The organism is Bifidobacterium sp. ESL0825, assembly GCF_052606465.1.
In genome coordinates, this window is the sequence record NZ_CP199589.1 from 861,466 (window position 1) to 875,803 (window position 14,338).

Genomic DNA, 14,338 nt, shown 5'->3' on the forward strand with positions numbered 1-14,338 from the left:
CTGCCCCCCTCCACCTCTCGAGTTTGCGCAGGTCGAAAGGCTTAGAACATCAGGGCACCAGCAGGGTGTACTTGGTAGTCATATATTCAAAGATGCCTTCGGCTCCACCTTCTCTGCCAACACCTGATTGCTTGACCCCTCCAAAGGGAACCGTGGCATCGGATAGCACGCCGGAATTTATGGCCAGGACACCGGACTCACTACGGCGCTGCATGAGTTCACTGCGCTTGATTGAACTGGTGTAGGCATATGCCGCCAGCCCGTAAGGCGTGTCGTTAGCAGCCCGGATACCTTCCTCGTCACTGCCAAAACGGCTCACCGCCAGGACGGGCCCAAAGATTTCCTCGGCATAGACCCGAGCTTGACGGGGAACCCGGTCCAGGAGCGTCGGCTGGAAATAGCGTTCTCCATGCTCATCCCTGTGACCGCCGACAATCAGTTCCGCCCCTTGGCTGACTGCCTCATCGACCAGGCTGCCAATGCGCTCTACGGCCTTGACGTCAATCAGGGGGCCGATATCGGTTGCCTCATCCATGCCGTCACCCACGACCAAGGCCTCAATACGTTCCTTCACCTTAGCCACAAACTCATCGGCAACCCCGTTCTGGACCAGAATCCTGTTGGCTGAGGTGCAGGCCTCCCCATAGTTGCGGAATTTGGCCAGCATGACCCCGTCGACAGCCGCGTCGATGTCGGCATCATCGAAGACCACAAAGGGAGCGTTGCCACCCAACTCCATGGAGGTCCGCAGCACATTGTCGGCCGCCTGCTTCATCAGCTTGACACCCACAGGGGTGGAACCCGTAAAGCTCACCTTACGCAACCGCTGGTCGGCAAAGAGAGCATCTGAAATGTGGGAGGAATGGGAGGTTGTGATGACATTGACCACACCCTTAGGCACTCCTGCCTGTCGAAGAATCTCCACTAGCGCCAACGTGGTAAGAGGGGTCAGCTCGGCGGGCTTGACCACCACGGTATCGCCGGCAGCCAGGGCTGGTCCAATCTTCCTGGTTCCCATAGCTAGCGGGAAATTCCAGGGGGTGATCAGGTAGCAGGGGCCCACCGGATCATGGGTGACCAGACCCTTGCGGCCGTCTGGCAGGTGGAAAGTCCTGCCATATTCACGCATGGCCTCCTCTGAGAACCACTTGAGGAAGCCGCCACCGTAGTCCACCTCCCCCAGCGCCTGCTTGAAACTCTTGCCCATTTCCCGGGTCATCAGCTCTGCAAAAATCTCCTTATTGTCCATCAGGGCCTCATAGGCTGTTTGCAGAATGTTCCTTCGCTCTTCCGGCGTTGACTGGCCCCAAGACTCTTGGGCCCGGTCAGCACTGTCCAAAGCAGCCAGCGCCTCCTGCTTGTCCCCGTCTGATGCCTGGTAGAGCGTAGAGCCATCGGCAGGGTTTTCTACAGTAAATACCTTGCCACTGTCGGCAGCCCTCCACTGTCCATCGATGAACAAACTCTTTCCTGACTGGGGAAGCACTGACTCAACCTTGTATTTCCACATACCGTCTATTCCTCCCTTTCACCGCTTCTTTGCAGCAAAAATATTCCTCTGCGCGGATAAGCACTTTCAACATACTAAATTTTAGACATTTTGTCCATTTAATGATATTTTTTGCATATGTAGTCAGTAGTATTTGATCTGAGACAATGACCCATTCAGGTCCCAGGCAGAAGGCAGGCAGGGCAAGGACGCCTGTAGACATGAGCCGGAGGCTACTTGAGGGTATGTATATACGAAAGCGAGGGATACATCGAAATGGTATCAACGATACGATTGACGGTCGGACAGGCCATTGTGCGGTTCTTAGAGGCCCAACAAGTCACTCGAGACGGACAGACCAACACCTTCTTCGGAGGCGCCCTGGGCATCATGGGACATGGCAATGTCGGCGGCGTTGGGCAGGCCTTTTTAGAGGAGAAAGAACGAATGCGCTTCATCCAAGGGCGCAATGAACAAGGCATGGGCCACATAGCTGTGGGCTATGCACGACTCAAAAACCGCATGGGGGCCATGGCTGTGACCACCTCCATTGGTCCAGGAGCCGCCAACCTAGTGACCGCTGCTGGCACGGCAACGGTTAATCATCTTCCCGTCCTCCTGCTGCCCAGCGATATTTTCTCTACCCGTCGTGCCGGTTCAGTCCTGCAACAGATTGAGGATGAGCGCTCCTATGACATCTCCGGCAACGATGCCCTGCGCCCCGTCAGTCGCTACTGGGACAGGATCAACCGCCCTGAACAGCTTCCGGCAGCGCTCTTGGCAGCCATGGAAACGCTGACAGACCCGGCCAAGACAGGGGCGGTAACCCTCTGCCTGCCCCAGGATGTTCAGGCCGAAGCCTACGACTTCCCCACTTCCCTCTTCAAGGAACGCACTTGGAGGATCAGCCGGACCCGGGCGGATGCGGACGCTTTGGCTGCAGCCGCCGAAGCCATACGGGCCAGTAAACGTCCCTTCATTATTGCCGGCGGCGGTACAGTCTACTCTTCAGCCAGCCAGGAACTGACCGACTTCATTGAGCGCACCGGCATCCCAGTGGGCAGCACTCAGGCAGCCAAGGGCGCCGTAGCCTATGAACATCCCTTGAATGTCGGACCTCTCGGCTCCATCGGACTCAAATACGCCAATCAGCTAGCACGCCAGGCCGACCTGATCATCGGCATCGGAACCAGGTACACCGACTTTACTTCAGCCTCGAATACCATGTTCCAGGATCCCTCGGTACGCTTTGTCAATATCAACGTAGCCTCTTTTGATGCCAACAAGGAAGCAGCCATCGCGGTTGTCGGGGATGCCAGGGAGGCAATTCGTGAACTGGGACGGGCCTTGAAAGACTGGCAAGTACCTTCTGACTACCGCAGGCAGGCAGAAGAGGCTGCAGATGAAGCAAGGGCGGAAGTTGTTCGGCAGACGCAGCATATTCCCGGAGAGGACAAGCTCGGTCAAAAGGAGGTGATCGGCATTGTCAACAGTTTTGCCAAGCCTCAGGATGTGGTGGTCAACGCCGCCGGATCCATGCCCAGTGACCTGCAAAAGCTCTGGCGACCAGGATCCCCCCTAGGCTATTCCGTCGAATACGGGTACTCCTGCATGGGCTACGAAATACCAGCTGGCCTGGGAATGCGTATGGCGGCACCGGATCGGGAGATCTTCACCTTCATCGGGGACGCCTCCTTCCTCATGTACCACCAGGATGTGCTCACTGCCATCCAGGAACATGAAAAAATCATCATCATCCTGGTCGACAATCACGGATTCGGTTCCATCAACACTCTCTCCCATCAGGTCGGATCACAGGGATTCGAAACCCGCTTCTACATGAAGAATGAGCAGGGACTGGAGGACAAGGACCACTACCTGCCCATCGATTTTCCGAAGATACTGGAGGGGTATGGTGTACCCACCTATAGCCCCACCAATGCTGAGGAACTCAAAGATGCAGTCAAGAAGGCCGTCGACGGCGAGACCATAGCCGCCATCTACGTGACTGTAGACCCTGTTGTCCGTGACGACTCCTCCCAGGCCTGGTGGGATGTAGCGACACCCCAGGTGGCCCATATAGATTCCAGCAAGCAGGCCCACCAGACTTATGAGGAGGTACGCACCAAGGAGCAGAGGCTCTACCTGTAAACTTTTCTCTCATCCCTGACCAGGCCCTGCTGCCACAGCAGAGCCTGCAGGATGTCAGGATTGAACCGGGAGAGCCCGACAATAACAGTGATGGGGTGGGAACACGGCTTGTGTTCCCACCCCATCACTGTGGTTTGAACCTTGATTCGCCGCTGAACATCTCCAGAGACGATTCAGATCTGCTTACTCAGCTGAACCTTCTGATGGCTCATCGCCCAGGGGATGCTCTGCCCGCTCTACCTGGGAGGCATCCTCGGAAAGGTCAGCATCCGGAGCAGCAGACACCTGCACTCCGACCAGTTCAGACTTCTGGTCCTGCCCATCAGCCGAGCTGGCCGCATGACGGGGTCCTTCGAAGGGCTTGCCAGTGAAGGTGAACTCGCCCAGGATGCCCTCGCCTTCGGCATCGACCTGGACGGACTCGTTGTCCGTAAGGTCGCCCATGAGGATCTTCTCGGAGACCGCATCCTCGATGTCCCGCTGGATGACGCGGCGCAGAGGCCGGGCACCCAGGAGCGGATCGAAGCCCTTTTCGGCCAGCAGGTCCTTGGCCTTGTCAGTCAGATCCAGGGACATGTGGCGCTCAAAGAGACGATCGTTGAGCTGAGCGATGTCCAGATCGACGATCTGACGGACCTGGGGCTCGGTCAGCTGCTGGAAGACGATGATGTCATCCAGACGGTTCAGGAACTCGGGCCTGAACTGCTGCTTGAGCTCACTGGTCACCTGGTCCTTCATCCGCTGATAGGAGGTTTCGGTGTTGCCGCTCACGTTGAAGCCGGTATTGGCCGCCTTGGCGATGTCGCGGGTTCCCAGGTTGGTGGTCAGGATGATGATGGTGTTCTTGAAGTCCACCATGCGACCCTGCCCATCGGTCAGATGGCCGTCGTCCAGCACCTGCAGAAGGGTGTTGAAGATGTCCGGGTGAGCCTTCTCGATCTCGTCGAAGAGGACTACAGAGAACGGCTTGCGCCTGACCTTCTCGGTCAGCTCGCCGCCCTCTTCGTAGCCCACGTACCCCGGAGGGGCGCCGAAGAGACGAGAGGTGGAGTACTTCTCCGAGAACTCGGACATATCCACCCGGATCAGGGCATTCTCATCGTCAAAGAGGAACTGGGCCAGAGCCTTGGCCAGCTCGGTCTTGCCCACGCCGGTGGGGCCGGCGAAGATGAAGGAACCTGCGGGACGCTTGGGATCCTTGAGACCCACACGGGTGCGGCGGATGGAGCGGGACAGGGCGGAGACGGCCTCGTCCTGGCCGATGATCCGCTTGTGCAGCTCCTTCTCCATGCCCAAGAGTTTCTTGGATTCGGCCTGGGTCAGCTTGAAGACCGGGATGCCGGTGGTAGAAGAGACCACCTCGGCGATCACATCCTCGTCGACAACCATCTTGACGTCGGACTCGCCCTCGTGCCAGGCCTGTTCCTTCTCCTTGCGCTCGGCCTCCAGCTTCTCCTGGCTGTCGCGCAGCTGAGCGGCCTTCTCGAAGTCCTGGTCCTTGATGGCCTGATCCTTCTGGGCGGAGATGCGATCCACCTTGGCATCCAGCTCCTTGAGCTCCGGCGGGGCGGTCAGCCGCTTGATGCGCAGGCGTGCGCCGGCCTCATCGATCAGATCGATAGCCTTGTCAGGCAGGTTCCTGTCCTGGATGTAGCGCGCAGAGAGCTCAGCCGCCGACTGCAGGGCCTTGTCAGTGATAGTGACATGGTGGTGATGCTCATAACGGCCACGCAGACCCTTGAGGATCTCGATGGTCTGGGCGATGGTGGGCTCGGAGACCTGGATCGGCTGGAAGCGCCGCTCCAGGGCCGCATCCTTCTCGATGTACTTGCGGTACTCGTCGGTGGTGGTCGCTCCGATGGTCTGCAGCTCGCCGCGGGCCAGCAGGGGCTTGAGCATGTCAGAGGCGCCTAGGGCCCCGTCAGCCGAACCTGCGCCGACGATGGTGTGAATCTCATCGATGAAGAGGATGATGTCGCCGCGGGTCTTGATCTCCTTGAGCACCTTCTTCAGGCGCTCCTCGAAGTCGCCCCGGTAGCGTGAACCGGCCACCATGGAACCAAGATCCAGCGAGTAGACCTGCTTGCCCTTGAGGGTCTCGGGAACATCGCCCTCATGAATCTTCTGCGCCAGGCCCTCGACCACAGCGGTCTTGCCTACACCGGGCTCTCCGATCAGCACGGGGTTGTTCTTGGTCCTCCTGGAAAGGACGACCATGACCCGCTCGATCTCGTTGGCCCGGCCGATGACCGGATCCAGCTTGCCTTCAGCGGCCTCCTGAGTCAGGTTCCTGCCGAACTGGTCCAGAATGGCCGAACCGGTCTGTCCGCCCTTGTTGGAAACGCCGCCGGCATTGGCCAGATCGCCCTTGCCGGCATCGCCGCCCTCGTGGTTGCCGCGAATCATGTCAATAGTGGCGGTCCGCAGATCGCCCAGATCCACGCCCATCTTGATCAGCACCTGGGTGCCGACACCCTCACCCTCGCGGATGAGTCCCAGCAGAATGTGCTCAGTGCCAATGTAAGAGTGGCCCAGCTGAAGCGCTTCGCGCAGCGACAGCTCCAGGACCTGACGGGCGTGCGGGGTGAATGGGATATGCCCATTGGGAACCGCATTGCCCTTACCGATCATCTCCTCAACCTGTTTGCGGGTGGCATCCAGTTCCACGCCCTTGGAGGCCAGGGCCTTGGCGGCAACACCGTCACCCTCCCTGATCAGGCCCAGGAGGAGGTGCTCGGTGCCGATGTAATTGTGCTGCAGGGTGCGGGCCTCTTCCTGCGCCAGCACAATCACCCGCCGCGCACGGTCGGTAAACCGTTCGAACATACTTGTCCTTCCCTTTGATCCGTAATTCACTCTACAGATTTACGGTGACGTTTATTCTCGGCCCGCCGGTGATTGCGCTCTGAACGCAACGAGGCCTTGGAATCAGTCCTCTGAGCCGTCTTCTGACTGCATCTGCTCCATGAGTTCCACCTCTGGGCGCTCCTCACGGGGCTTCTGCCTGACCACGTCAATATGAAGATCGTCATAGGCCGGCTGGGACTGGACCCAGAGATGGGACTCCTCCTGGGGCTCGATCTCGGAATGCTCGCCGCAGCCATGATCCAGGGAGACCACGCGCCCGTCGTCCGGGCTCCATCGGTTGGCGCAGACGCCAAACATGGTCCCCAGATCGCCTGCCAGGGGAATCATGAAGCCACAGGTCTCGCAGGCCTTGCCCTTGGCCGTCCTGGTCGACAGGGACTTGGGACCGTGCTGACCCTCGTACCAACGTTTGGCGGTCGCCGTCCTGGCCTCGGCCGTCATCACGTGTCGGCGGGTCAGAGCGAAACGGTCGACGGCCTCATCCAGGTCATCGGAAGAGGTCTGTGCGCCGAGGGGAATATGATCATTCGATTCCTGCTCGTGAACGTCTTTTTCTCCACTTGGGCGGTCTGCCAGGCGGAAGACCACGCCGTCAGTCTCCTGATCGGACCCATCACCAACAAGGGGACTCGATTCTTGCTGGCCTTCTTCATCATCTTCGGGGTTATCATCTTCGGGGTTCTGCTGTACTTGAGAATTCTGATGGCTAGCTTGCGCTGGCTTGTATCCGGCTGTCAGCCTGGGGTCGTCAGGCTCGGTTCCCATGGCATCGGTCACGCTCAGATCCGAGGGCAGCAGGCGGTCCTTCCAGGGAACCCAAGCGGGCGGCTGCAGGGCCGCATCTGTAGGCACCAGAGAGGATTCATCCACAGTCCAGGTATCGGCATCCTCATCACGGTAGAGGGTGACCGACCACTGCCAGCCCTCATAGCCCTTGATGGCCGAGGCGAACCGGTAGTCCCAGACTCCGTCACCAATCAGGGTGCGGCCGACCAGCCCACCGACCTCATCGCTGTCGGCGGCCACGCTCAGAGCCACTCGCCTAGCCAGTTCCTCAGGATCCAGGTCCTCTTGAACCATCTATCACACCTTCATCATCAGTGGGACCGGATCAGACCGATCCACGTGGGATTGTTATCGCCGTCTGCTCAGTCCGGCACGTCGAAGTCATCGGCCACAGCCCTTAAGAGGGTGGCCAGCTTGGCGGATTCAGCCCGACCTGGATAGTGGTGTCTACGCAGGCCATTGCCCGCGGAGTCCAGCAGCTTGATCAAGTCCTCCACGATGGCGGCCATGTCGTCCGGATCAGGTCGCTTGGCACGCAGAATGGAGGGGGTCGGCCCCACCAGCTTCAGATCCAGGGCCTGGGGGCCCTTGCGGCCCTCAGCCACTGAGAACTCCACCCGGGATCCCTTGCGTATGGTGGACACCCCGGCGGGCAGGGCCGATGAGGGCAGGAAGACATCCCCGCCTTGTTCATCCGTGATGAACCCGAACCCCCGCTTGGCGTCGTACCACCGTACTCTCCCGCTGGGCATGCTCTGCCACTTCCTTACGTTGCTTCTTGAACTGATATATCCGAATTCAGTCTACCTGAACGCAACGGGCAGAACGACCCATCTTGTCATGGGCGTACGGGACGGTTGGGGGCAGAATTGGCCTGGTCCCCAAGGCGCCCCTGATCCCGGATGACGCCCTGGGGTATGACGATGGTGAAGGTCAAGCCGCCTCCCGGGGTCTGCGAGGCGCATATGAATCCCTGATGAGCCTTGACAATGGACTGGACAATGGCCAGTCCAAGCCCCGTGCCGCCCTTCTCCCGAGCCCTGGACGGATCGGCCGTGTAGAAGCGCTCGAAGAGCCTGGACCTGGATTCCTCCGGGACGCCTGGCCCGTGGTCAACCACTCGGATGATGGCATAGTCGGTGCCCACATGGCTGTTCTCTGCCACCTGGATCGCCTCAGTCAGGTGTCCCAGCGAGGACTCAGTGGCCTCCAACCTGGTCAGATCCGCTGGAGCGATGGTCGCCTTGACCAGGCCCAATCCCACCTGGACCGGCGAATCGGCTGGGGTGTAGCGGTGGATATTGCCCACGATATTGGTAATCACCTGACGCAGGCGGCTGGGGTCGCCAGTCACCGGTACCGAGGGCAGGGGACCCTCCTGGATGTCCAGGCTGACGGCCGGGCCAAGGTGCCCGCCCACGGTGATCTTTTCCTTGTTGCGTCCCTTGAGGCCCGGCAGACCCTTGTTGGGCGTGACCGGCTTCTGCTGGGGGGCGGGCTGGTCTTCGGTATGCAGGCAAACCCTTCCTGTAGCCACTTCTCTGCCCGGGTCCAAGGCATGCAGGTCGTCCACCCCGTCTCGCACCAGTCCAGTCAGATCGACCGGCAGGGTCGGGTCGATCCCCCTGCCCTCATCCAGACGCGCAAGCGAGAGCAGATCCGTGACCAGGACCGTCATCCTTGTCGAAGAATCTTCGATGTGCTGGATGGACTTGTCGGCACGCTCCAGAGCCCCTGGATAGTCGCGCTGCATCCTGTAGAGCTCTGCATAGCCGTGGATGGCGGCCAGAGGGGTACGAAGCTCATGACTGGCATCCGAAACGAACTGCTTCATTTTCTCGGTGGTCTGGCGCTGCTCGTCGAAGGAACGCTCGATTCGCGCCAGCATGGCGTTCAGGGATGCTGCCAGGGAACCCACCTCGGTATTCTCGGGGAAGCTGGGAATGCGTTGGGATAGGTCACCGGCCGCTATCTTGGCAGCGGTCTTTTCAATGCGTTTGAGGGGAACCAGGGTGGACTGGATCAGCAGGACCGAGATGACTCCGCCCAGAAGGACCACAACAACAGAAATGATCATGCAGAAAGCCGTCAGATCGTGCACTGCCTCGTCCTGGTCGCTCATGGACAGACCGATGAAGAGGATGCCGCTGATTTCGGAGCCGTCCAGTTCGTTGCGCAGCTTCCACTGCATGGCCACCACTCGCCAGGAGGCCCGGGCTCGCTTCATGGTGTCCCGGTCTGGCGAGGCCTGTCGCGAGACGCGCACATAGGCCGGTACCGTGGTCGGCTTGCCCAGGGGTATCGAGTCCAGGCTGCCGTCGGCGGGCAGACGAGGGCGGGAAATGACCCCGTTGACCTGCATAGGATTCAGATCGTCCGAAATAATGTGCAGCTTGTCGTCGCGGATCTGCAGGAAATAGTCAGTGGGGCCAAGGCCATTCTTGCTCAGATCCTCCTGGCGCAGAAGGGTGGCGTTGCGGATGCCCAGGTTGGCCTGGCGTATCAACTGGGAGTCCGTGCGCTTCATCAGATAGTCATCGGCCATCTGGCAGATGGCCACAGAGACACCCACCGTGCCCACGATGAGCAGGATGAGCATGCTGGCCACAAGTTTGGTGCTTAAGGGAATGGCAGCCAGCGGCGACCTGTGCATGAACCGACCCCTCGGTCTGCCGGAGCCCTTTCCCTTGCCGGAATCCGAACCCATGACGGAGTTGGCCCCTTCAGCCGACGGTTCTGCCATGGGAGTCGAGCCCGAGGGACTAGTTGCCATCGCCGCCATCCGATGCGTTCTGCCTAGGGGCCCGAATCATGTAGCCGATGCCCCGCTTGGTCTCGATCAGCGGGGTGACCTTGCGCTCCCCGCCGTGTCCGTCACTGATGGTGATGCCGTCCACCTTCTTGCGCAGGTAGGAGATGTAGGACTCCACAATGGCCGCATCCCCGCCCCAGTCGTACTGCCAGACATGATCCAGAATCTGCGCCTTGCTGAGCACGCGGCCCTCATTGTCCATCAGGTAGCGCAGCAGCTTGTATTCGGTCGGACTCAGGTCGATGGGTCGCCCGGCCCTGGTGACGTCGTGCGAATCCTCGTTGATCTCCAGATCCCCTACGCGGATGATCGGATCGTCCTCCTGATGCTCGCGCGTCCTGCGCAATATGGCCTTGATCCTGGCCACAACCTCCTCCAGGCTGAAGGGTTTGGTCACGTAGTCGTCGCCGCCCACAGTCAGCCCCATGACCTTGTCCTGGGTATCATCTCTGGCCGTCAGGAAGAGCACCGGCGCCTCGATTCCCTCCTGACGGATACGGGAGGTGACCGTGAATCCATCGATATCAGGCAGCATGACATCCAGGACGATCAGATCGGGCTGGATGCGCTCAATGACCTGAATGGCCTCGGAGCCGGACGCCGCGGTCTCGACCGCAAAGCCTGCGAAGTGCAGGGAGGCCACCAGCAGATCCCTGATGGACGGTTCGTCGTCGACCACGACCAGTTGTGCTTGCGTCGGTTTGCTCATGGTCTCAGCTTGCCGCGTCTTTCTGGGTATTATCTGAGAGTTCGCTGACCGTCTCTGTCGGGCGTAATTGCTTCTTCGGAGCACCGGACTTGCGATGATGAGCCCCGGTTCGGCTACTGCGACGCCACCAAATTGCAACGGCTACGCCCAGCATGACCAGGACGACAACCGTCACCGAAAGGGCAATGATCATCACCCGGCGATGCCGATGGTTTTGGTCAAGAGTCTCAACCTGGTCCATCATGGCCTTGGCCGACCCCACCCAGTCGGGATTGCGGCCCTTGGTGACCGGCTCCAAAGCAGCCTGCGAGAGCTGATCTACGCTGGATTGGTCCTTGAGCCAAGCCTGCGAGTTGCTGGAGACCGCCACGACCAATTTGCCGTCCTGAGAGGCCACAGCCAGTAGAACCGTGTCGTGGGTGGGCTTCATTGATTCGAGCACCCTGGATGCCCAGGTCTCAGGCTTAACGCCCTGATAGAAATGCGGAAGGTAGAGCAGCCGGACCGATACTCCTGTTTGCTCTGCGGTTTCCTGGATAGCATCCTTGACGGATCCTACGTCCGAACCCAGCAAATTCTGCGGATCGGTGATCGCGTCGGTCATGGTTCCGGCCCCAGCCTGAGGCTCATCGGCACAAGCCTTGGTCGGCCCCATAACCCCGACCGCCAAAATCATCAAGAGCAGAAAAGCCAGCACCCGCTTTATGGGTGAAACGCCGACCGGATTCGTCTTGTGGAAGGGGACTCGTTCGACCACATGGGTCCGCGGACGGGGCAACTGCGTGAACACTGTCATAGTGTCCACAGTAGCGGTTGACGGCATTGGACTCCCCCACCATCACCGCCATTCACGGAAAGGACAATCATGACACGGTACCAAGTTGATTCGGATCAGATACAGACGGCCTCCGGCGCGGTCAGCGGCTCGATAGGGGCCATCAGAGATGCCGTGGCGGGAATGTACACCAATCTGGACAATCTGCAAAGCGTCTGGCAGGGCTCGGCGGCCAGCCAATTCGCCACAGTGGCCCAGCAGTGGCGCGCCTCGCAGGCTCAGATGGAACAGGCGCTTGAAGGTATCCAGACAGCTCTGACACAGGCATCGTCGCTCTATGCGGACACCGAGGCCCAGGCCACCCGTCTCTTCGCTGGAGCCTGACGCCTGGTTGATGCATGCAGGCAACCCGGAGCCATTCGATCATGGCGGATCGGCCCCAGACCCGGCAAGCATATATGGAAAACGGAACAGACGGTGAACGAGTGCAAGAAAAGAGGCAGGGGCCTGCGCACCATTATCCGGTGCGCAGGCCCCTGTCCTTGGCGATCAATCAATTCAGCCGAAAAGCCCGGCCGAACCTCGAGGGATCAGTAGCCCATGTCGCCCTGAGGCTGAGCGGCAGCAGGCGCCGGAGGCTCAGGCTTGTTGGCCACGACGGCCTCGGTGGTCAGGAAGAGCCCGGCGATGGAGGCTGCGTTCTGCAGGGCAGAGCGGGTCACCTTAACGGGGTCGGCCACACCGGCCTCCAGCAGGTCCTGGTACTCGTTGTTGGCGGCGTTGAAGCCCTGGCCGGCAGGCAGCGAACGGACCTTGTTGATGACCACGTCACCGGAGATGCCGCTGTTCTCGGCGATCTGCTTGATGGGGGCCTCAATGGCGCGGAAGACGATGGAGGCACCGGTGGACTCGTCACCATCCAGCTTGACATCCTTCTCGGCCTTGGCAGCGGCCTGAACCAGAGCCACGCCGCCTCCGGGCAGCAGACCCTCTTCAATGGCGGCCTTGGCGTTGCGGACAGCATCCTCGATGCGGTGCTTGCGCTCCTTGGCTTCGACCTCGGTGGCTGCGCCGACCTTGATGACGGCCACGCCGCCAGCCAGCTTGGCCAGCCGCTCCTGCAGCTTCTCGCGGTCGTAGTCGGAGTCAGTGTTCTCAATCTCGGTGCGGATCTGGCCCACGCGTGCGGAGACCTCATCCTTGGAGCCGCCACCGGAGACGATAGTGGTCTCGTCCTTGGAGACGATGACCTTCTTGGCGGTGCCCAGCACGCTCATGTCGATGGAGTCCAGCTTGAGGCCGAGCTCGTCGGAGACCACCTGTGCGCCGGTCAGAATGGCCATATCCTGCAGCATGGCCTTGCGGCGGTCGCCAAAGCCAGGAGCCTTGACGGCGCAGGAGTTGAAGGTGCCACGGATCTTGTTGAGGATCAGAGTGGGCAGCGCCTCGCCATCCACATCCTCAGCGACGATCAGCAGCGGCTTGCCGGTCTTCATGACCAGCTCGGCGATGTGGACCACGTCCTGCTGGCTGGAGACCTTGCCCGAGGTCAGCAGAATGTAAGGATCATCCAGAACGGCGGTCTGGTCGTCGTTGTTGGTGACGAAGTAGGGGGCGATGTAGCCCTTGTCGAAGCGCATGCCCTCGGTGAACTCCAGGTCCAGGCCGAAGCGGTTGTTGTCCTCGACGGTGACCACGCCGTCCTGGCCGACCTTGTCCAGGGCCTCGGCGATCTCATTGCCGATCTCGGGGTCGCCCGCAGAAATGGTGGCGGTGGCAGCGATCTGGTCCTTGGTCTCGACTTCCTTGGACTGAGCCACGAGCTCCTTGACGATGGCATCGGCGGCCTTCTCGATGCCGCGACGCAGGGCGATGGGATTGGACCCGGCAGCCACGTTCTTCAGGCCCTCATGCACCAGGGACTGGGCCAGTACGGTGGCGGTGGTGGTGCCGTCTCCGGCTACGTCGTCAGTCTTCTTGGCGACTTCCTTGACCAGCTCGGCGCCGATGCGCTCGTAAGGATCCTCCAGGTCGATCTCCTTGGCGATGGAGACGCCGTCGTTGGTGATGGTCGGGGCCCCGTAGGACTTGTCCAGCACCACATTGCGACCCTTGGGGCCCAAGGTGACCTTGACTGTGTCGGCCAGCTTGTCCAGGCCGGCAAGCATGCCCTGACGAGCTTCCTCGTCATACTCGATGATTTTTGCCATTGTTGCTTCCTCCGTCATGGCTTGAGGTTTCATGACCCACCGTCGGCGTGGAACGGAACCCGACCGTCAGCTGTCGTGTTATCACTCCCGCACCTCGAGTGCTAATTCAGCAGATTAGCACTCGATGGAGCCGAGTGCCAACCCCAGGGGAAAATACGCTGCAGGCTGTATGCCATATCGCCCCTGACCCATCGGCCGCGCCCACAGGCAATCCGCACCCTGCACAGTCCCGGCTCAGCACTGTAATTCGAAAAACATGCTACAAAAAATGGACCCCGGAATAACCGGGATCCACCATGACGAATACAGAAGATGACAATCAGAGCTTGGTGACCTTGGTTGCCTGCAGACCCTTGGGGCCCTCTTCCACCTGATATTCGACCTTATCTCCCTCATCAAGGGTCTTGAACCCGTCGGACTGAATGGCTGAGTAGTGCACGAACACGTCCTCGCCGCCATCGTCGGGATTGATGAATCCGTAACCCTTGCCAGCGCTGAAGAATTTCACAGTGCCTTGTGCCATAACTAACTTCCTTAA

The 14,338-nt window shown here is 60.1% G+C and carries 11 protein-coding genes; 2 read left to right on the top strand and 9 right to left on the bottom strand.

Features of this window, described 5'->3' with window-relative positions:
- Positions 1 to 49: 49 nt before the first annotated feature.
- Positions 50 to 1,510, bottom strand: coding sequence for an NAD-dependent succinate-semialdehyde dehydrogenase (locus tag ACUIAG_RS03680; protein WP_313835562.1), 1,461 nt, complete (start codon positions 1,508 to 1,510; stop codon positions 50 to 52).
- A gap of 255 nt (positions 1,511 to 1,765) precedes the next feature.
- On the opposite strand from ACUIAG_RS03680, the gene iolD reads away from it, so the two are divergent.
- Positions 1,766 to 3,640: a 3D-(3,5/4)-trihydroxycyclohexane-1,2-dione acylhydrolase (decyclizing) gene (gene iolD, locus ACUIAG_RS03685; protein WP_445340219.1), complete on the top strand. Its 1,875-nt coding sequence runs from the start codon at positions 1,766 to 1,768 to the stop codon at positions 3,638 to 3,640.
- Between the two features lie 183 nt (positions 3,641 to 3,823).
- Here the strand turns inward: iolD and ACUIAG_RS03690 are convergent, their stop codons facing one another.
- The 6 genes from ACUIAG_RS03690 to ACUIAG_RS03715 form a co-directional block, all read right to left on the bottom strand.
- Complete coding sequence (locus ACUIAG_RS03690) at positions 3,824 to 6,466, bottom strand: ATP-dependent Clp protease ATP-binding subunit (protein ID WP_445340220.1); 2,643 nt, start codon at positions 6,464 to 6,466, stop codon at positions 3,824 to 3,826.
- A gap of 102 nt (positions 6,467 to 6,568) precedes the next feature.
- On the bottom strand, positions 6,569 to 7,588 hold the full coding sequence (locus ACUIAG_RS03695; protein ID WP_313835567.1) for a DUF3027 domain-containing protein: 1,020 nt from the start codon (positions 7,586 to 7,588) through the stop codon (positions 6,569 to 6,571).
- A gap of 68 nt (positions 7,589 to 7,656) precedes the next feature.
- Positions 7,657 to 8,046: a cold-shock protein gene (locus ACUIAG_RS03700; protein WP_015022102.1), complete on the bottom strand. Its 390-nt coding sequence runs from the start codon at positions 8,044 to 8,046 to the stop codon at positions 7,657 to 7,659.
- Between the two features lie 86 nt (positions 8,047 to 8,132).
- Positions 8,133 to 10,067, bottom strand: a complete 1,935-nt coding sequence (locus ACUIAG_RS03705; protein ID WP_445340366.1) for a sensor histidine kinase — start codon at positions 10,065 to 10,067, stop codon at positions 8,133 to 8,135.
- Entirely contained in the window at positions 10,057 to 10,815 is a 759-nt protein-coding gene (locus ACUIAG_RS03710) for a response regulator transcription factor (protein ID WP_045924631.1), read from the bottom strand. Before ACUIAG_RS03710 ends, ACUIAG_RS03705 begins: the two co-directional genes overlap by 11 nt.
- Positions 10,816 to 10,819: 4 nt before the next feature.
- Positions 10,820 to 11,611, bottom strand: coding sequence for a TPM domain-containing protein (locus tag ACUIAG_RS03715; protein WP_445340221.1), 792 nt, complete (start codon positions 11,609 to 11,611; stop codon positions 10,820 to 10,822).
- Between the two features lie 69 nt (positions 11,612 to 11,680).
- Between ACUIAG_RS03715 and ACUIAG_RS03720 the strand changes: the two genes are divergently transcribed.
- Positions 11,681 to 11,974, top strand: a complete 294-nt coding sequence (locus tag ACUIAG_RS03720) for a WXG100 family type VII secretion target (RefSeq protein ID WP_445340222.1) — start codon at positions 11,681 to 11,683, stop codon at positions 11,972 to 11,974.
- 206 nt (positions 11,975 to 12,180) lie between these two features.
- Here the strand turns inward: ACUIAG_RS03720 and groL are convergent, their stop codons facing one another.
- Positions 12,181 to 13,800, bottom strand: coding sequence for a chaperonin GroEL (gene groL / locus ACUIAG_RS03725; protein ID WP_101432598.1), 1,620 nt, complete (start codon positions 13,798 to 13,800; stop codon positions 12,181 to 12,183).
- 319 nt (positions 13,801 to 14,119) lie between these two features.
- Positions 14,120 to 14,323, bottom strand: coding sequence for a cold-shock protein (locus ACUIAG_RS03730; protein ID WP_045924634.1), 204 nt, complete (start codon positions 14,321 to 14,323; stop codon positions 14,120 to 14,122).
- Between the last annotated feature and the right edge of the window lie 15 nt (positions 14,324 to 14,338).

Bases quoted from the DNA above. Each gene is read 5' to 3' on its own strand.
- iolD (WP_445340219.1), top strand. From the start codon at position 1,766: ATGGTATCAACGATACGATTGACGGTCGGACAGGCCATTGTGCGGTTC.
- ACUIAG_RS03715 (WP_445340221.1), bottom strand. From the start codon at position 11,611: ATGACAGTGTTCACGCAGTTGCCCCGTCCGCGGACCCATGTGGTCGAA.
- ACUIAG_RS03695 (WP_313835567.1), bottom strand. From the start codon at position 7,588: ATGGTTCAAGAGGACCTGGATCCTGAGGAACTGGCTAGGCGAGTGGCT.
- ACUIAG_RS03690 (WP_445340220.1), bottom strand. From the start codon at position 6,466: ATGTTCGAACGGTTTACCGACCGTGCGCGGCGGGTGATTGTGCTGGCG.
- ACUIAG_RS03720 (WP_445340222.1), top strand. From the start codon at position 11,681: ATGACACGGTACCAAGTTGATTCGGATCAGATACAGACGGCCTCCGGC.
- groL (WP_101432598.1), bottom strand. From the start codon at position 13,800: ATGGCAAAAATCATCGAGTATGACGAGGAAGCTCGTCAGGGCATGCTT.
- ACUIAG_RS03705 (WP_445340366.1), bottom strand. From the start codon at position 10,067: ATGGCAACTAGTCCCTCGGGCTCGACTCCCATGGCAGAACCGTCGGCT.
- ACUIAG_RS03680 (WP_313835562.1), bottom strand. From the start codon at position 1,510: ATGTGGAAATACAAGGTTGAGTCAGTGCTTCCCCAGTCAGGAAAGAGT.
- ACUIAG_RS03730 (WP_045924634.1), bottom strand. From the start codon at position 14,323: ATGGCACAAGGCACTGTGAAATTCTTCAGCGCTGGCAAGGGTTACGGA.
- ACUIAG_RS03700 (WP_015022102.1), bottom strand. From the start codon at position 8,046: ATGCCCAGCGGGAGAGTACGGTGGTACGACGCCAAGCGGGGGTTCGGG.
- ACUIAG_RS03710 (WP_045924631.1), bottom strand. From the start codon at position 10,815: ATGAGCAAACCGACGCAAGCACAACTGGTCGTGGTCGACGACGAACCG.